At 62.8% G+C, this 16626-nt stretch carries 16 protein-coding genes; 6 read left to right on the forward strand and 10 right to left on the reverse strand.

The features are described 5' to 3' along the window. Positions 1–99: 99 nt before the first annotated feature. Positions 100–630: a GNAT family N-acetyltransferase gene (locus LB552_RS14635; protein WP_224605239.1), complete on the forward strand. Its 531-nt coding sequence runs from the start codon at positions 100–102 to the stop codon at positions 628–630. Here the strand turns inward: LB552_RS14635 and LB552_RS14640 are convergent. From LB552_RS14640 to rpoZ, 4 genes are all read right to left on the reverse strand, one after another. After that, entirely contained in the window at positions 608–991 is a 384-nt protein-coding gene (locus LB552_RS14640; RefSeq protein WP_140842512.1) for a VOC family protein, read from the reverse strand. The two genes, LB552_RS14635 and LB552_RS14640, sit on opposite strands and share 23 nt — an antisense overlap. Before the next feature lie 75 nt (positions 992–1066). After that, positions 1067–1645: an orotate phosphoribosyltransferase gene (gene pyrE, locus LB552_RS14645; RefSeq protein WP_224607536.1), complete on the reverse strand. Its 579-nt coding sequence runs from the start codon at positions 1643–1645 to the stop codon at positions 1067–1069. A gap of 70 nt (positions 1646–1715) precedes the next feature. Beyond that, entirely contained in the window at positions 1716–3947 is a 2232-nt protein-coding gene (locus LB552_RS14650; RefSeq protein WP_095766930.1) for a RelA/SpoT family protein, read from the reverse strand. A 124-nt stretch (positions 3948–4071) separates the two neighbouring features. Further along, entirely contained in the window at positions 4072–4473 is a 402-nt protein-coding gene (gene rpoZ, locus LB552_RS14655; protein ID WP_095766929.1) for a DNA-directed RNA polymerase subunit omega, read from the reverse strand. 304 nt (positions 4474–4777) lie between these two features. Here rpoZ and LB552_RS14660 point away from each other — a divergent pair, with 304 nt between their 5' ends. Then, positions 4778–5359 (forward strand): NYN domain-containing protein, encoded by a 582-nt coding sequence (locus LB552_RS14660; protein WP_095766928.1) that lies wholly within the window; start codon positions 4778–4780, stop codon positions 5357–5359. Further along, entirely contained in the window at positions 5359–6027 is a 669-nt protein-coding gene (locus LB552_RS14665; protein WP_224607538.1) for a uracil-DNA glycosylase, read from the forward strand. The genes LB552_RS14660 and LB552_RS14665 overlap by 1 nt, the downstream gene beginning before the upstream one ends. A gap of 33 nt (positions 6028–6060) precedes the next feature. On the opposite strand, the gene LB552_RS14670 is transcribed toward LB552_RS14665, so the two are convergent. After that, positions 6061–6534: an Lrp/AsnC ligand binding domain-containing protein gene (locus tag LB552_RS14670; RefSeq protein ID WP_224525181.1), complete on the reverse strand. Its 474-nt coding sequence runs from the start codon at positions 6532–6534 to the stop codon at positions 6061–6063. 144 nt (positions 6535–6678) lie between these two features. On the opposite strand from LB552_RS14670, the gene LB552_RS14675 reads away from it, so the two are divergent. After that, a complete protein-coding gene (locus LB552_RS14675) occupies positions 6679–7608 on the forward strand; it encodes a DMT family transporter (RefSeq protein ID WP_224607541.1) in 930 nt (309 codons plus the stop codon). A 39-nt stretch (positions 7609–7647) separates the two neighbouring features. On the opposite strand, the gene LB552_RS14680 is transcribed toward LB552_RS14675, so the two are convergent. The 3 genes from LB552_RS14680 to dapA form a co-directional block, all read right to left on the reverse strand. Then, positions 7648–8364 carry a GH25 family lysozyme gene (locus LB552_RS14680; protein ID WP_411966058.1) on the reverse strand — a complete coding sequence of 239 codons (717 nt, stop codon included), beginning with the start codon at positions 8362–8364 and terminating at the stop codon, positions 7648–7650. 77 nt (positions 8365–8441) lie between these two features. Next, entirely contained in the window at positions 8442–8921 is a 480-nt protein-coding gene (smpB, locus tag LB552_RS14685; protein ID WP_112095724.1) for an SsrA-binding protein SmpB, read from the reverse strand. A gap of 246 nt (positions 8922–9167) precedes the next feature. Next, positions 9168–10049 (reverse strand): 4-hydroxy-tetrahydrodipicolinate synthase, encoded by an 882-nt coding sequence (gene dapA / locus LB552_RS14690; RefSeq protein WP_224607547.1) that lies wholly within the window; start codon positions 10047–10049, stop codon positions 9168–9170. Positions 10050–10516: 467 nt separating this feature from the next. Here dapA and LB552_RS14695 point away from each other — a divergent pair, with 467 nt between their 5' ends. Further along, positions 10517–12532, forward strand: a complete 2016-nt coding sequence (locus tag LB552_RS14695) for a lytic transglycosylase domain-containing protein (RefSeq protein ID WP_224607550.1) — start codon at positions 10517–10519, stop codon at positions 12530–12532. Between the two features lie 257 nt (positions 12533–12789). Then, positions 12790–13683, forward strand: coding sequence for an alpha/beta fold hydrolase (locus tag LB552_RS14700; RefSeq protein WP_224607553.1), 894 nt, complete (start codon positions 12790–12792; stop codon positions 13681–13683). Between the two features lie 71 nt (positions 13684–13754). Here the strand turns inward: LB552_RS14700 and LB552_RS14705 are convergent, their stop codons facing one another. Together LB552_RS14705 and LB552_RS14710 are read right to left on the reverse strand one after the other, a co-directional pair. Continuing rightward, complete coding sequence (locus tag LB552_RS14705; protein ID WP_224607556.1) at positions 13755–14828, reverse strand: tyrosine-type recombinase/integrase; 1074 nt, start codon at positions 14826–14828, stop codon at positions 13755–13757. 242 nt (positions 14829–15070) lie between these two features. Then, positions 15071–16285, reverse strand: a complete 1215-nt coding sequence (locus LB552_RS14710) for a porin (protein ID WP_224607559.1) — start codon at positions 16283–16285, stop codon at positions 15071–15073. Positions 16286–16626 lie beyond the last annotated feature (341 nt).

Below are 16626 nucleotides of genomic sequence, written 5' to 3' on the forward strand. Positions count from 1 at the left end.
GGCCGCGCAACAACGAACGCCGCCGCGATGGTCTGCCGCAGCCTGTAACAACAGCGTCATTCTGGCGAAACTGAGGAAAACGATCGGGATGCAGAGCCGATGATCACCATTCGACCGGCGCGGGCGGAGGACGCCGGGGCGCTGCCGCGGATCGAACAGTCCGCCGGGCTGGCGTTCCGCGCCATTGCGGAACTGGCGTGGCTCGCCGACGGCGACAATATCAGCGTCGAGCGGCACCGCGCGCTGATCGCCGCCGGCGCATGCTGGATCGCCGCAGACGAGAAGGACCGGCCGGTCGGCTTCCTGAGCGCCGGGATCGAGGGCGATGCGTTGCATATCTGGGAGTTGGACGTGCGCCTCGACCGGCAGGGCCAAGGCATCGGCCGCGCCCTGCTCGAACAGGCGGTCGCGGACGCCGGGCGGCGCGGCCTGGCCGCGGTGACGCTGACCACGTTTCGCGCCGTCGCCTGGAATGCGCCCTTCTATCGCAAGGCCGGATTTCGCATCCTGGAAGACGCCGAGATTGACGAACGGCTGGCAAGCCTGCTCGACGATGAAGCCAGGCACGGCATGCCTTCGGGCCAGCGCTGCGCCATGCGGCTCGATCTCAGCCGGGTTGGTACTCGCTGACCTCGACCAGATTGCCGTCCGGATCGCGGAAATAGACCGACATCATCTTGCCGCGCGCGCCGGTGCGTTCGACCGGACCGACTTCGATCGCCACGCCATTGGCCTCGAGGCTGGCCTGGACCTCGGCAAGCGGCACTGCCGCCACGAGGCAGAAATCGCCGGAACCCGGCGTCGGCGCCTTTGCCTTCGGCTCGAAGGTGCGACCGACTTCGTGCAGGTTGATCTTCTGCGAGCCGAACAGAAGCGCGGTCGGCCGGTTCGGTTCGTCGAGCCGCCGCATGCCGAGCACCCGCCGGTAGAAATCGCAGGTCGCTTCCAGCGAGCGGACCGTCAGCACGAAATGGTCGATCCCGGCGATCATTGTCGCCTCGGCGCATGTCTCCGACAAAGAGATTCAAGCGACGCGCTCAAGTGCCTGTTTTCATACATCGCGATGTCAGATGTTGCGGCTTCCCGGCTTAACGGCTGGAATCGCGGCAAGTTCCGGCGGCAGGCGGTCGGCGGGATAGGCCGGCACTTCATATTCGGCAAGCGCGATCAGCGGCACGCCGACATCGGTCTTGCCGGCCGAACGGTCGATGATGCAGGCAGCCGCCGCGACGTCGGCGCCAAGCTCGCGCAGGCAGTCGATGGTCTCGCGGATTGACAGGCCGGTGGTGACGATGTCCTCGACGATGACGACGCGCGAGCCCTTGGCAATCTCGAAGCGGCGCAACCTGAATTCGCCCCCTTCCCGCTCGACCCATATCGCCGGGACGCCGAGATGGCGCGAGGTCTCATAGGCCGGGATCAGGCCGCCGATGGCCGGGCCAACGACGTAGTCTATCCCGCCCGGCACCGCCTTGCGGATCTTCTCGGCCAACGCCTTGCACAGGCGCTCGGTCTTGTCGGCATGCATGAACACCCGCGCCTTCTGCAGGAAGACCGGACTGCGCAGTCCGGACGTCAAGATGAAATGCCCTTCGAGCACGGCGCCAGCCTCGCGGAAAATGTCCAGCACTTCGTCGGTGTTCATTGTTCGGTCCCCCTTGGCGAATGGTGAATGGTGAAAGGTGAATGGCAGTGAGAGCACCTCTATTCACTATTCACCCATTCACACGCCGCGCATCGCTGACGCTCGAATTGTCCTTGAGCTGCGACAGCAGCCGGTTGAGATGCTTCAGGTCCCAGACCTCGAGATCGATCAGCATCTCGGTGAAATCGGGTGCGGTGCGTATCATCGACAGCGTGTGGATGTTGGCATCGTTGGATGCGACGACCTGGGCGATGTCGGCCAACGACCCGGGCGCATTGATGGCGGTGACCGAGATGCGCGCCGGAAAACGTTCCTTGGTGCGCTCGTCGATGTCCCAGCGCACATCGATCCAACGCTCGGGCTGGTCGTCGAAGGCCTGCAAAGCCGGCGACTGGATCGGATATATGGTGATGCCGGTGCCGGGCTGGATGATGCCGACGATGCGATCGCCGGGTACAGCGCCTTCCGGCGCGAAACGCACCGGCAGGTCGCCGCGCACGCCGCGGATCGGCACCGCGCCGTCGCGCTGCTGGTCCTTGTCCTTCTTCGCGGCGCGGGTGCCCGGCATCTGGAAGAGCATGCCGGCGGCGTTGCGGATCTTCGACCAGCCCTCCTCGCGCTGCTTAGGCGCCGCGACGGTGACACGCTCATCCTTATAATCGGGGAAGACCGCTTTCATGACATCGGTGGAACTCAGCTCGCCGCGGCCGACCGAGGCCAGCACGTCCTCGATGTCCTTGCGCGCCAGCCGGTGCAGCACCGGCTTCAGGCTCTCCTTGGTGAATGTCTTGCCGGCGCGCTCGAAGGCGCGCTCCAGGATGCGGGCTCCGAGGCCGGAATATTGCTTGCGGATCGCATTCTTGGTGGCGCGGCGGATGGCAGCGCGCGCCTTGCCGGTGACCACGACCGATTCCCAGGCGGCGGGCGGCACCTGCGCCTTGGAGCGGATGATCTCGACCTCGTCGCCGTTCTTCAATTCCGTCATCAACGGCATGATGCGGCCATTGACCTTGGCGCCGACGCAGGTGTCGCCGACATCGGTGTGGACGGCATAGGCGAAGTCGATGGGAGTAGCGCCGCGCGGCAGCGCGATCAGCATGCCCTTAGGCGTGAAGCAGAACACCTGGTCCTGGAACAGCTCCAGCTTGGTGTTCTCGAGGAAATCCTCGGGATTGTCGCCTTCGGCCAGTTGCTCGATGGTTCGCCGCAGCCAGGCATAGGCGTTGGTCTCCCTGGAGATCGCATGGCCCGCGCCGTTCATCTTGCCGCCAGTATCCTTGTAGATCGAATGCGCGGCGACGCCATATTCGGCGATCTTGTTCATCTCCCTTGTGCGGATCTGCAATTCGACGCGCTGGCGCGACGGGCCGACGATGGTGGTGTGGATTGAACGGTAGTCGTTCTGCTTGGGCGTCGAGATGTAATCCTTGAAGCGGCCGGGCACCATCGACCAGGTGGTGTGAATGGCGCCAAGCGCGCGGTAGCAGTCGTCGACCGAATCGACCACGACGCGGAAACCGAAGATGTCGGAGAGCTGCTCGAAGGAGAGCGCCTTGGCCTCCATCTTGCGGAACACCGACCACGGCTTCTTCTGCCGGCTCTTCACGCTCGCCTTGATGTCGTGTTTTTCGAACAGGCCCGACAGCGCCGTCTCGATCTCCTGCAGGACGCCCCTGTTGCGCTCGAAAATCTCGGCAAGCCTTGCGGTAACAGCGCGGTAAGCCTCCGGATTGATGTAGCGAAAGGCTATTTCCTCCAGCTCCTCGCGCATGCCCTGCATGCCCATGCGCCCGGCCAGCGGCGCATAGATCTCCATCGTCTCCTCGGCGATGCGCAGGCGCTTGGCTTCCGGCATATGGTCGAGGGTGCGCATGTTGTGCAGGCGGTCGGCGAGCTTGACGAGCAGAACGCGGACGTCCTCGGAGATCGCGAGCAGGAGCTTGCGCAGGTTCTCCGCCTGCTCGGCCTTTTTCGAGACCAGATCGAGCTTCTTCAGCTTGGTGAGGCCCTCGACCAGCTTGCCCATCTCGGGGCCGAATAGCTCGTCGATCTCAGCGCGGGTCGCGGTCGTATCCTCGATCGTGTCATGCAGCAGGGCAACGGCGATGGTCGCTTCGTCCATATGCATGTCGGTGAGGATGGCGGCGACTTCGAGCGGATGCGAGAAATAGGGATCGCCCGAGGCGCGCTTCTGATGGCCATGCTTCTGCATGGCATAGACGTAGGCCTTGTTGAGCAGCGCCTCGTTGACGTCAGGCTTGTAGCGCTGGACGCGCTCGACAAGCTCATACTGACGCATCATGGGCGGGATCTCGCGGTGCTGAAATGATTGATGCGCCGCACCGACGTGCGACGCATCTCATAGATAGCCACGAAACCTAAGATACGGAAGTCCTGGATGGTTGATCCAACCCGGACAAAAGCACTTAGTAGTCGTCGCTCTTTTCCGGCGGCACCAGACCTTCGATGCCGGCGAGCAGGTCTTCCTCGCTCATGCGGTCGAAAGTAACGTTCTCCTCGGCGTCGTCGGCGTCGGCGGCAACGGCGGTCGCGCCGGTCTGGTCAGCGATCGCCTCGCCCTCGGCTTCCGGCTCGTCGACCTCGACATGCTTCTGCAGCGAGTGGATCAGGTCTTCCTTGAGGTCGTCGGGAGACAACGTCTCGTCGGCGATCTCGCGCAGCGCGATGACCGGGTTCTTGTCATTGTCGCGCGGAACGGTGATCTGCGCGCCCTGGCTGATCTGGCGGGCGCGATGGCCGGCGAGCAGCACGAGTTCAAAACGGTTGTCGACTTTGTCGATGCAATCTTCAACGGTTACGCGGGCCATGGACTGCCCCTTTCATGCGATGGATTTGATGGAAAGCTGGCGCGCTCCATAACGCGGGCGCGGCCGAAATACAAGCTTTATGGCGCCAGCGTCGGCTTGGCGGGCCGTTGCCCGGCTCATCATCGCGCCACGCCGTGAAGCTACCCACATAGTGGCGATCACAATTGCTTGCAACACAGGGCCATGCCCTTGGATATCCACAAATTGCGCGTTATCTCGGAGGTGACGGTACAAAGGTCCATTTGCCGGACCTATTCGTCAAGCGCTTTTAGACGACAAAAATTTTCGAAAGGAATGTTTTTCAATGTTCGATCCCCGTGAAAAGATCGCTCTTTTCATCGACGGCGCCAATCTCTATGCCACGTCCCGCGCGCTGGGCTTCGACATCGATTACCGCAAGCTCCTGTCGAGCTTCCAGAAGCGCGGCTACCTGCTGCGCGCCTATTATTACACCGCGCTGGTCGAGGATCAGGAATATTCGTCGATCCGGCCGCTGATCGACTGGCTCGATTATAACGGCTTCAAGGTGGTGACGAAGCCCGCCAAGGAATTCACCGACTCGACCGGCCGCCGCAAGATCAAGGGCAACATGGACATCGAGTTGACGGTCGATGCGCTGGAGCTCGCCGATGTCGTCGACCACTATGTCATCTTCTCCGGCGACGGCGACTTCCGCACGCTGGTCGAAGCGCTGCAGCGGCGCGGGCGCAAGGTGTCGATCATCTCGACCATGGCCTCGCAGCCGCCGATGATCTCCGACGATCTGCGCCGCCAGGCCGATCATTTCATCGACCTGATGACGCTGAAGAGCGAAGTCGGCCGCGATCCGTCCGAGCGGCCGGCGCGCCGGCCAGAACCCGCCGAAGTCGACGAGGAAGATTATTGATGGCGGCGGCCTTGACCGCCGTGCTCTCCCCCGAACCGAGCCGTGACTGCCCGCTTTGCCCGCGGCTGCATGATTTCATCGCCGCCTGGCGCGAGCGTGAGCCCGGCTGGTTCAACGCGCCAGTGCCGACCTTCCTGCCGCCGGAGGGTGAAGATCCAGTCCGCCTCTTGATCGTCGGGCTGGCGCCCGGCCTGCGCGGCGCCAACCGCACGGGGCGCCCCTTCACCGGCGACTATGCCGGCGACCTGCTCTACGGCACGCTGATCGCGCACGGTTTTGCGCGTGGCGAGTTCAAGGCAAGGCCGGATGACGGCTTGCAACTCGTCGGCACGGCCATCACCAATGCGGTGCGCTGCGTGCCGCCGGAGAACAAGCCGGTGGGCGCCGAGATCGCCACCTGCCGGACCTTTCTCAAGCCGACCATCGCGCGCTTTCCCAACCTGCGCGCTATCCTGACGCTGGGTGCGATCGCGCATCAGTCGACGGTGCGGGCGCTGGGCGAGCGCGTCGCGGCCTTTCAGTTCCGCCATGGCGGGAGGCAGCAAGCCGGCGGCATCGCGCTGTTTTCCAGCTACCACTGCTCACGCTACAACACCAATACGGGCGTGCTGACGCAGGAGATGTTCGTCAGCGTGTTTAAGGAGATTGCGGCGTTCCTGAAGAGCTAGATTCAGGCGGCTTCCTGTCGGTCTGAGACCCACTCATACCGGCAGCAGCGCATCCGGCTTCACGTCGCCGATGGAGGTATAAGTGTGCGTCTCCTTCACTCCCGGCAGTGCGAGAATGACCCGCGTCAGGAAATCCTGATAGGCGGCCATTTCCGAGATGCGCGCCTTTACCAGATAGTCGAAGCCGCCGACCACCATGTGGCACTCGAGAACCTCGGGCGCCTTGGTCACCGCCTCGGCGAAGCGCTCGAAAATATGCGGCGCCGTGTGATCGAGACGCACCTCGATGAAGACGAGCGTACCGCGTCCGATCTTTGCCGGATTGAGCACGGCCCTGACCGCGGTGATGTAGCCTTCCCGAAACAGCCGCTTCACCCGTAGGCTGGTGCCGGTCGGCGAGAGGCCGACACGCGCCGCCAGATCAAGTGTGGTGCGACGCCCATCTTCTTGCAGCAATCGCAGGAGATTGCGGTCGACGCCGTCGAGGTCGCTTGCTTCAGCATTCACGCTAGATCTGCCTCCAATCTGCGAGTTTCGCTCGAATTTCGAGAAAAGAGCGTATTTTGCCGCGGGCTTTTCGGCAATGGCCTGCGCTTTCATCGCTTTGTGCGGAGATGATCTTCGATGGCGATGTCACGACGGCGGCGGAACATGGCGGACGCGCGAGACTCAGGAAACTCCAGGCTGGCGATCATCGCGGGTCTCATTATGATCGGCATCTACGCCATCCAATTCGTCGCCGCCCGCTTCAGCCTCAGGGAGCATCTGACGGCGACGGATCTGGCCGCCTTGCGCTTTGGCGGCGCGGGGGTGGTCTTTCTGCCGATCGTCTGGCACGGCGGCTTTGTAAGCATGAGGGCGCTCGGTTGGCGCCGGGCCCTAGCATTGGCGGCGCTGGCCGGATTGCCTTATCCGCTGATCATCAATTGGGGCCTGACCTATGCCCCTGCCGCCCATGCGGCCGCGCTTTGTCCAGCGTCGATCGTCTTCTTTTCGTTCCTGCTGTCACGCATCGTCTTCAATGACGGCGCTTCGCGGCAACGGACCATCGGTGTCCTCGCGATTGTCGCCGGCCTGTCGCTGTTCATCGCGCCGGGGCGCGACGGCACCGGCGGCGTTCTCTTCGGCGATATGCTTTTCATCGGATCGGGCCTGATGTTTTCGGCCTATGCCGTTCTTGTCAGGCGCTGGCGTGCCGATCCCGTTACGGCCACGGCCGCGGTAGTGCTCCTGTCCTGCCTGCCGCTGCCGATTCTCTACTTCGTCGCACCAAGCCATATCCATGCCGCGGCCGCCACGGAAATCATCAGCCAGATCGTGATCCAGGGGATTCTGGCCGGCGCGGCAGCCATGTTCCTCTATACCTATGTCGTCGGGCAGTTGGGGCCGCAGACGGCATCGCTGTTTCTGCCCGGCATACCTATCGCCACCGTGGCTGTCGGCATGGCGGTACTCGGCGAAACGCCGATGACGATCCAGTTCGCAGCCATTGCCATCATGGCCGCCGGGATGGGCTTGTCAGCGATCGGAGGGCGGATTGCCAATAGACGCCTTAATGCACCGGCGCCGGGAGGATCGTAAGCCTTCAGCGGTGCGGCAAGCGATTCAAGGACCGGCAATTCAAGGCGTCGGCGCAAACAACTTCGCCAGCGTCTCGCGGCCGCCCTTCAGGACGTTGAGATCGACATCGCCTTCGATGCCGTCGACGCGGCCCATATTGTGATACTGCCAATAGATCCAGTCGTTCTCGCGCGGCCTCATCGCCAGCGAACGCAGCCAGCGCCGGCGGTTAAGGATGCTGCCGGAATAGGCGTCTGCCGCCTCGTCGGTCAGATAGAAAATCGCCTGCTTGCCGAATGCCGTCTCGACCGGGCCGAGGAAAGCGGCAAGCTCGGCGTTCAACTGCTCGGGCGACGGGCGCTGCGGGCAATTGCCGCCAAACTCGATGTCGACCACCGGCGGCAAAAGCGGCTCGCTGCGCGGCACCACCGACATGAAGTTCTTCGCCTGGTCGGCGCCTGGCCGGCAAAAGGTGAAGAAGTGATAGGCGCCGACCGCCAGGCCGGCCGCGCGGGCCTCGCGCAGATTGGTCGCGAACAGGGTATCGACATGGGTGCCGCCTTCGGTCGCCTTGATGATGGCGAAGGCGACATCGTCGGCGGCGACGCGGGGCCAGTCGATCTTTCCCTGATGATGCGAGACGTCGATGCCCCGGATCGGGAATTCCTCGCGATCCGGCGAAAAGCCGCGGAACCAGAAGAAGGCGCCTGCCACGACGGCACTGGCGACAACCGCGACGGCAAGGCCCCAGAAAACAATCCGCTTCCCCAAGACCATCCCCTGTCGGAAGGTGCCTGACCGGAGAACCGGCCGGTGGCTTTTTTCAGGCGGCCGGCGCTGCCAGCCCTGGAGGCTCAGCCGCGCTCCTTCAGCAGCCGGCCCTTCTCGCGCGACCAGTCGCGCTGTTTCTCGGTCTCGCGCTTGTCATGCAGCTTCTTGCCTCGCGCAACGGCGAGAAGCAGCTTGGCGCGGCCGCGGTCGTTGAAATAGATTTTCAGCGGCACCAGCGTCATGCCTTCGCGCTCGACGCTTTGCGAGAGTTTCGCCATCTCGCGCTTGGAGACCAGCAATTTGCGGCGCCGGCGCGGCTCGTGGTTGAAGCGGTTGGCCTGCAGATATTCCGGCAGATAGGAATTGATCAGCCAGATCTCGCCGCCCTCGGCCGAGGCGTAGCTTTCCTGGATGTTGGCCTGGCCCTGGCGCAGCGACTTGACCTCGGTGCCGGTCAGCACCAAGCCGGTCTCGATCGTGTCGAGCACCTCGTAGGAAAAGCGCGCCTTGCGGTTTTCCGCAACGGTCTTGTTGTTGGGATCGGCTTTCTTGACTTGATTCATGACGTCCAGAGTCCGTTTCGAAACTCGCTCCTGCGAGTCAGGTGAAGGTGTCAACAGAGCGCCGCGCGTTTTCTAAACGCGCAAAGGACGCTCTGCAGCCCGACTTTGCGCATGGTCCTTTCCGAAAGCGGATGCTTTCGGGGCCATGCGCGGAACCGGAGCGGAGCGTACATATAGTACGTGAGCACCGGAAGCGCAGGTGGCGCCTTCAGATGGCCGCAGGAGTAGAGTTTCCAAACGGGCTCGCTAATTAATCAAGCCGGCGTGCTTGAGCGCCGCGTCGAGCTTCTCGGCGATCGAGGACTCGACCGTCACCAGCGGCGAACGGACCACGTTCTCGACCTTGCCCAGCTTCGACAGCGCGTATTTGGCGCCGGATACGCCAGGCTCGATGAAGATCGCCTTGTGCAACGGCAGAAGCCGATCCTGCAGCTCGAGTGCCTTGGCGCTGTCGCCGGAAAGCGTCGCTTCCTGGAACTCGGAGCAAAGGCGCGGCGCGACATTCGAGGTGACCGAAATACAGCCGACGCCGCCATGAGCGTTAAAGCCGAGCGCGGAGGCATCCTCGCCGGAAAGCTGGATGAAATCCTTGCCGCAGGTCATGCGCTGCTCGGAGACGCGCTCGACCTTGCCGGTCGCGTCCTTGACGCCGGCAATGTTCTTGAAGTCGTGGCGCAGCCTGCCCATCGTCTCCGGCGTCATGTCGATCACCGAACGCGGCGGGATGTTGTAGATGATGATCGGCAGCTTGGTCGCCCTGGCGACGGCCGCGAAATGCTCATAGAGGCCGCGCTGCGTCGGCTTGTTGTAGTAAGGCGTGACCACAAGGGCGGCATCGGCGCCGGCCTGTTCGGCATACTTCACCAGGCCGACCGCTTCCTCGGTGTTGTTGGAGCCCGCGCCGGCCACCACCGGCACCCTGCCCTTGGCTACCTCGATGGCGACCTTGACGACATGGCGGTGCTCCTCATGCGACAGCGTCGGCGACTCGCCGGTGGTGCCGACGGGAACGAGACCCTTGGTGCCCTCGGCGATCTGCCATTCGACAAATGAGCGAAAGGCTTTCTCGTCGAAGCGCCCGCTCTTTTCGAACGGTGTCACGAGCGCAGTCAGCGAGCCTCTCAGCATGTCATCCAAACTCCTTGGAACTTTGTCGGTTTATGCATGTCGTCGTCCCAAAACCGGTTTCCGCTTCTGGGCGACATGCATCGGTGTTTCATCAGATCGGTCAGTTGCGCGCCTTCTACCCGAAAGCGAAGCCGCGCACCATAGTCTCGACATGGTTCAGCGGCAAGCATCGGCGTAATGCCAGTGTCGTGGTTTTCGATGTTCGCTAGAGGTTGATATCAGGGCTCGGGGCGAACATCGAAAACCAAAACGACACTGGATTCGACAGTTGGCTGGTATCCTGCGATTCTGAAATTCGCGCCGCGCCCGATATCAAGGTCATGCGAATTTCAGAATCGGGACACCAGCAAGCGCCATTCGAACGGCCTCGATAACCTTTTGTTTACGAGCCCTTCACGACCTAAGTTTAGGCTTCGTGTCGGGGTCTCAAGTGCCCGCGCCTGCTGATGATGTGCTAGGATCACAAAATGCCGACGAGGCGGCCCCATCTTTTCGCGCTTTTGAGCGCGATCGTCGCGCTGACGCCTACCATGGCGATCGGTGGCAGCGTCGATGCGCGCGCGACGGCCTCAATTCCGGCGCCGGGCCAGACGCCGATTGCCCCCGATATAGCGCAACTGAAGAGCGGGCTCGATGCGCTTGCCGCCAACAACATCGTCGGCGCGCGCAATGCGCGCGACACGCTGCCCGCCACCTCGCTCGACAGGCATATTCTCGCCTGGGCGATCGCGCTTTACGGCGGCGACCAGGTGCCGAGCGGCGAGATTGCCGACGCGGCCAAGATGCTGCCTGGATGGCCGGGCACGATCGCGCTGCGCAAGAATAGCGAGCGGGCGCTCTATCGCGAAAACCCGCCGCCGCAGGTGGTCGTGCAGGCCTTCGGCCGCAGCCAGCCGCTGACGCCTGAGGGCGTCGTCATCCTCGCCCGCTCGCAAGTGGCGCTTGGCAACCAGGCCGCGGCGCGGTCGGTGCTGGTACCCTTTTGGCGCACGGAAAAACTGGAAGCGAAGGATGAGGCAGCCGTCATCAAGGAGTTCGGCACGCTGATCCCGGCGGCTGACCATCGCTACCGCATGGAGCGCATGTTCTATGCCGACCGGCTGTCGTCGGCGCTGCGCGTCGCCGGCCTCGCCGGCGCACAGCCGCTGGCGGATGCCTGGGCGGCGGCCGACAAGGGCGACAAGAACGCCGCCAAGCTGTTGAAGGCAGTGCCCGCAGTGCTGCGCTCCGCCGGCTATTTCTTCGCCGAGGCGGAGTATCTGCGAAAGCAGCAGAAATTCGCCGAAGCCGCTGCTGCCGTGATGAAAGCGCCGACGAACCTCGATTCGCTGGTCGACCCCGATGCCTGGTGGGTCGAACGCCGCGTGCTCTCGCGCGAGCTGGTCGACCAAGGCGACATGAAGACTGCCTACAAGATTGTCTCCATGCACGCCGCCGAAAGCCCGCCGAACGCCGCCGAAGCCGAGTTCCATGCCGGCTGGTACGCGTTGCGCGGTCTCAACGATCCGGCGACCGCCGCCAGGCATTTCACGCGCATCACCGAGTTCGCCCAGGGCCCGGTGTCGCTGTCGCGCGCCTATTACTGGCTCGGCCGGGCGGCGGAAGTCGGCGGTCCGGGCAGCGCCAAGGATTATTTCACCCGCGCGGCCAGCTACGGCACGACCTTCTATGGCCAGCTCGCCGGCGAGCGCGTGGGCTTGAGGACCCTCAACATCGCCTACCCAAAGCCGAGCGCGGCCGACCGCCAGAGTTTCGACGGCCGCGAAGCAGTGAGCGCGATCAAACGGCTGCAGGAAGCGGGCTATGACCGCTACGCCGAGACGCTCTACCGCGACCTTGCCGGCCAGCTGACCAGCCCGGGCGAGCTGGCGCTGCTAGCGGTGCTGGCCGAAAAGCAGGGCAACCATTTCATGGCGCTGAAGGTCGGCAAGATCGCCGCCCAGCGCGGCATCGATGTCGGCGCGCTGTCGCATCCGCTGGGTGTCATTCCCGATACGGCCAATATTTCCGGGTCGGGCAAGGCGCTCGCCTATGCCATTGCTCGCCAGGAAAGCGAGTTCAATATCGGCGCCGTTTCCAGCGCCGGCGCGCGCGGCCTGCTGCAGTTGATGCCGGGCACCGCCAAGCAGTTGGCAAAAAAGGCCGGCATGAATTTCTCGCAGGCGCGGCTGACGAGCGATGCCGGCTATAACGCGACGCTGGGCTCGGCCTTCCTCGGCGAGCAACTCGACCGTTTCGGCGGCTCCTATGTGCTGACCTTCGCCGGCTACAATGCCGGCCCGAACCGCGCCGCCCAATGGGTGGCGAAATACGGCGACCCGCGCGGCAAGGACGTGGATGCCGTCGTCGACTGGATCGAGCGGATTCCCTACACGGAAACAAGAAGTTACGTGCAGCGTGTGATGGAGAATTACGAGGTCTACAGGATGCGTATTTCAGGCAAATACGACATCGTGGGGGATCTCGTGAACGGACGAAGCTGAGGGGGCGTCTCTTCCTTCTCCCCTTGTGGGAGAAGGTGGATCGGCGCGGTAGCGCCGAGACGGATGAGGGGTGCTCCAGCTTGGCCAACGCGCTCGTCTAAAGGCGCAATCGCCGGCGTCTCACTCCGCTGGAACACCCCTCATCCGTCGCCTTCGGCGACACCTTCTCCCACAAGGGGAGAAGGAAGAACTCCCATTTGACGATCCCTGCCCTCGCCTGTAGCTGTCGATCACCCCTAGCGAGGAGCGGCATTGCGATGGCGAGCGGCGAAGGTTTCTCCGACTTCTTCTACGCCGCGCCAGACGGCCTGAAACTCCACGCCCAGATTTACGGCGAAGCGAATGCCGGCAGCTGGCCGGTCGTCTGCCTGCCCGGACTCACCCGTAACGCCCGCGATTTCCACGAACTGGCACTCCACCTCTCAAGCAAGGCGGAAAGGCCGCGAAAAGTCCTCGCCTTTGACTATCGCGGGCGCGGGCAATCCGACCGCGATCCCGATATCAGCCACTATAATGTCGGCGTCGAAGCCGGCGATGTCCTTGCCGGATTGTCGGCGCTCGGCATCGAGCAGGCCGCCTTCGTCGGCACGTCGCGGGGCGGCCTGATCATCCATGTGCTCGGCGCATTGAAGCCGGCCGTCCTGAAGGCCATCGTGCTGAACGATATCGGCCCGGTGATCGAGGCGGCGGGCCTCGCCCATATCCGCTCCTATCTCAATCGCGCGCCGAAACCGAAGACATTCGCCGAGGCGGTGGATGCTCAGCGGCGCGTGCATGGCGCCGATTTCCCGGCGCTCACCGACGCCGACTGGGCGCGAATGGTCCGGGCAATCTGCCGCGAAATGGAGACTGGCTGGGTGCCGGACTTCGATCCGACCCTGGTCGACACGCTGGCCGGCATCGACTTCAACAAGCCGCTGCCGGATCTGTGGCCGCAGTTCGACGCTTTAGCCACCGTGCCGCTGCTTGCCATTCGCGGCGGCAATTCAAAACTATTATCCGCTGCGACCGTCGAGGAGATGGGAAGGCGGCATCCCGGCATGGAGACGATCACCGTCGAAGGCCAGGGACACGCGCCGTTCCTGGAGACCGGCACTCTGCCTCGGGAGATTGCGGATTTCCTCGATCGGGCAGAGCGCAAATCAAAATAAAGTAAAGCCCGAGACTAACTCAATCTCGGGCTTGTCGATAAAATATAGATTCTCCGGCACGCGGCGCGTGCCTACTTGCCTTTGGAGCTCTTGCGCCGCGCCTTTGCCGGCTCCAGTCCGCTCTCCTTGCGAGCGGCTTTGCCAGGTGACGGCGCGGTCAAGGGGGAGGCAAAGACGGAGTTCTCCGCGGCGCTCGGCGCCTGGTCGCCGCGTGGCTTCTCGAGAACGACGACGCAGCCATCGAGGTCGTTGGTGGCGAGATGCGCGTAACGCATGGTCATCGACAGCGTCTGGTGGCCCAGCCACATCTGGACGCGCCTTATGTCGATACCGCCCTGGACCAGACGTGAAGCGCAGGTGTGGCGCAGTATATGCGGCACCACCTGTTCGTCGGCGCCGAGGCCGACTTCCGTCTTCGCCTCGTTCCAGATCGCGCGGTACTGCGCCTGGGTAAGCTTGGTGAACGGGCCCTTCGGCCGGCGGCCTTCGGTATTCGGCGGCAGCTTGATCACCTCCTTGACCCGTTCGGTCATCGGAATGGTACGGCTGCGGCCGGACTTGGTGATCCAGAAGGAGACGCGGTGTTCCTGGATGTCGTTCCAGATCAGGCCGAGCGCCTCGCCTAGACGGCAGCCGGTGTCGACCAGGAAAACGGAAAGTCTGTAAGCATCCTCGCTGCGGCTCTTGATGGCAGCGAACAGCCTTGTCTCTTCGTCCCTTTCGAGGAAACGAATCCGTCCCGCCCGCTCCTTCTGGCGGCGGAACTCGGGCAGGCTGTGGATATCTCCCATCTTATGAGCCTTGCGCAGCAGCTTGCTGAGTGCAGCCATCTTGCGATTGATGGTTGCGTTGCTGTTCCCGCGCTGGCGCAAGGTACCGATAAGATTGTCCAGGGTGTTCTGGTCAAAGGTGCTGAAACGCTCTCCCAGAAGGATCTCGTCTATTTCACCGATGAAAGAGCTGACATTGTATTTATGCCGCCCATCATCCCAGAGTATATCCCGGTATGCTGCAAAGAGTTCCCCGATCCTGTGCGATTTTACTTCCCGGATCTTGTCGTAGGTGTACCTAAACTTCGAATTCTGAGAAGAAAATACCGCAAAATGACCAGAGGCCTCGGCCTCTTGAACCGCTTCGTTCGACATTTTTAGCCACACCCCCTGTGGTTAAGCCTTCAGCCCTAACCGTTCGGAGATGTCCTTTCAAGAGTTTTCGAATCTGGCGGCCGACCACATCCGCCGGTGGCGGATCCCACAAAGTCGCTCCACAGACCCGATCAGCTTACCGTTTCACCCCCATCCTTTCGTTTGCTTCGACCAATCGCGAAAACAAAACGGCCCGGGCGTGGAAACGCCCGGGCCGGATTTCAGTTGTAGCAGTCCAGCCCTTAGAAGGAGCGCTGGAAGCGGAGCATGCCGCCGATGGCGTCGTCTTCGCCAGCAGAAATACCGGTCCAGTTGTGGTTCGTGCCACGGGTATCGACTTCGTCGATCTTGCCTGCATTGACGTAGTCGACTTCGGCCGTAACCGTAAAGCCGGGAACGATGTCGTAGGCGATGTTGGCGGCGATGCCGAGGTTCTCACCTTCGTCATACGAGATCTGAGCGTTGAACGAGGTCTTCTCGTTGAACTTGTAGGTGCCACCGCCCCACACTGCCCAGTTTTCGTCCCACTGCTTGTAGAAGCCGCGACCGCCAGCTGCGAAGGCATAGGTCGGGTCCGACAGGTTGTCATCGGAGCCATAGCCGCCCATGATGAACAGCGAGATGGCGTCGTTGACGTTCACGTCCAAGCGGACCTTGCCGGCAACTTCCTCGTAGTTGCTGTCGTAAGCGATAACGCCGGTGATGGCGCCCCACCCTTGAGTCCACTTCACGCCGCCGACGACATGCGGAACGTAGCTGTCGATCGTGCCCACGCCGTAGGAGCCGTCCGTGCCGCCGCCCGAGCCTTCTTCGAGCGAGATCACGGCCGAGAAGCCGTTGCCGGCGTCGAAGTAGTACTGGACGACGTTGGTGTCGAAATCGCCGTAGGGAACGAGCGTATCCTGGATGACGTTGCCGGCATAGCCGATGAACGTGTTGAAGGCCGATTCGTCCTTACCGACGCGGAGGCCGCCGAGCTGGATCCAGGCGAAGTTCAGCGAAGTGCCCTTGTTGAAGGCCGGATTGACGGAGTTGGTGAGCGGACCGGTGCCATCAGGATCCGCGCCCAGATCGGCGTTGCGGTTGCCGAAGTTCCAGCGGGTCTCAGTGTAGGTCTTCAACGTGCCGAGCTCGGTCTCCTGGCCGGTCCAGGTCTTCAACGTGAAGCGGGCATTCTTGTAGAAGGTGTCGTTGCTGCCGCGGTCCTCAACATCGGCGGACGTCGCGCCATCGAACGCACCGACGTCGCCGACGCCGATGTCGTAACGGACATAGCCGCCGATGCGCAGGCAGGTTTCGGTGCCGGGGATGTAGAAGTAGCCCGAGCCGTAGACGTCGCAGATCTTGACGTATTCAGCCGGTTCCGGCTCGGCGACGGTCACCGCGTCGGCGGCGCGGGCGCCCGAAACTGCGATCAGGGCCGCAGCTGAGCCGAGAAGAAGGCTCTTGATGTTCATTTTCTGACCTCCAGTCAAAAGTTAAAAAACGGGTCTGGGTATTTTTTGCTGAAGGACAGCGTTCCCTGCCCCATCCCCACTACCGAAAAAGATGCGCACCGCGCCGCTCCTTCGAACGTGACCTTTACCCAGGCCGCGGCGGGGTTCAACCACGATCGTATCGGCGAAAGCCCTATCCGGATGCTATCCCCGGACGTTGTTGCACAAATGACACGATTTGGCCTCACTCCGAAAGTTCTCATTAACCAATCAGGCTTTGCAGCCGGTCGAATCCGGCGATGGACGGCCGAAATTGCGGCGCCAGCCCCGAGTCGCCGGGCAGGGAATCGCCATGGAATCGC

It is taken from the genome of Mesorhizobium sp. CA7 (assembly GCF_020165015.1).
Taxonomy (GTDB): Bacteria; Pseudomonadota; Alphaproteobacteria; order Rhizobiales; family Rhizobiaceae; genus Mesorhizobium.

Excerpts from the sequence above, each read along its gene's own strand:
- LB552_RS14635 (WP_224605239.1), top strand. The coding sequence starts at position 100 with ATGATCACCATTCGACCGGCGCGGGCGGAGGACGCCGGGGCGCTGCCG.
- LB552_RS14665 (WP_224607538.1), top strand. The coding sequence starts at position 5,359 with ATGGCGGCGGCCTTGACCGCCGTGCTCTCCCCCGAACCGAGCCGTGAC.
- LB552_RS14650 (WP_095766930.1), bottom strand. The coding sequence starts at position 3,947 with ATGATGCGTCAGTATGAGCTTGTCGAGCGCGTCCAGCGCTACAAGCCT.
- LB552_RS14710 (WP_224607559.1), bottom strand. The coding sequence starts at position 16,285 with ATGAACATCAAGAGCCTTCTTCTCGGCTCAGCTGCGGCCCTGATCGCA.
- rpoZ (WP_095766929.1), bottom strand. The coding sequence starts at position 4,473 with ATGGCCCGCGTAACCGTTGAAGATTGCATCGACAAAGTCGACAACCGT.
- dapA (WP_224607547.1), bottom strand. The coding sequence starts at position 10,049 with ATGCTGAGAGGCTCGCTGACTGCGCTCGTGACACCGTTCGAAAAGAGC.
- LB552_RS14640 (WP_140842512.1), bottom strand. The coding sequence starts at position 991 with ATGATCGCCGGGATCGACCATTTCGTGCTGACGGTCCGCTCGCTGGAA.
- LB552_RS14660 (WP_095766928.1), top strand. The coding sequence starts at position 4,778 with ATGTTCGATCCCCGTGAAAAGATCGCTCTTTTCATCGACGGCGCCAAT.
- LB552_RS14680 (WP_411966058.1), bottom strand. The coding sequence starts at position 8,364 with ATGGTCTTGGGGAAGCGGATTGTTTTCTGGGGCCTTGCCGTCGCGGTT.
- LB552_RS14675 (WP_224607541.1), top strand. The coding sequence starts at position 6,679 with ATGGCGGACGCGCGAGACTCAGGAAACTCCAGGCTGGCGATCATCGCG.
- LB552_RS14695 (WP_224607550.1), top strand. The coding sequence starts at position 10,517 with ATGCCGACGAGGCGGCCCCATCTTTTCGCGCTTTTGAGCGCGATCGTC.
- LB552_RS14700 (WP_224607553.1), top strand. The coding sequence starts at position 12,790 with ATGGCGAGCGGCGAAGGTTTCTCCGACTTCTTCTACGCCGCGCCAGAC.
- smpB (WP_112095724.1), bottom strand. The coding sequence starts at position 8,921 with ATGAATCAAGTCAAGAAAGCCGATCCCAACAACAAGACCGTTGCGGAA.
- pyrE (WP_224607536.1), bottom strand. The coding sequence starts at position 1,645 with ATGAACACCGACGAAGTGCTGGACATTTTCCGCGAGGCTGGCGCCGTG.
- LB552_RS14705 (WP_224607556.1), bottom strand. The coding sequence starts at position 14,828 with ATGTCGAACGAAGCGGTTCAAGAGGCCGAGGCCTCTGGTCATTTTGCG.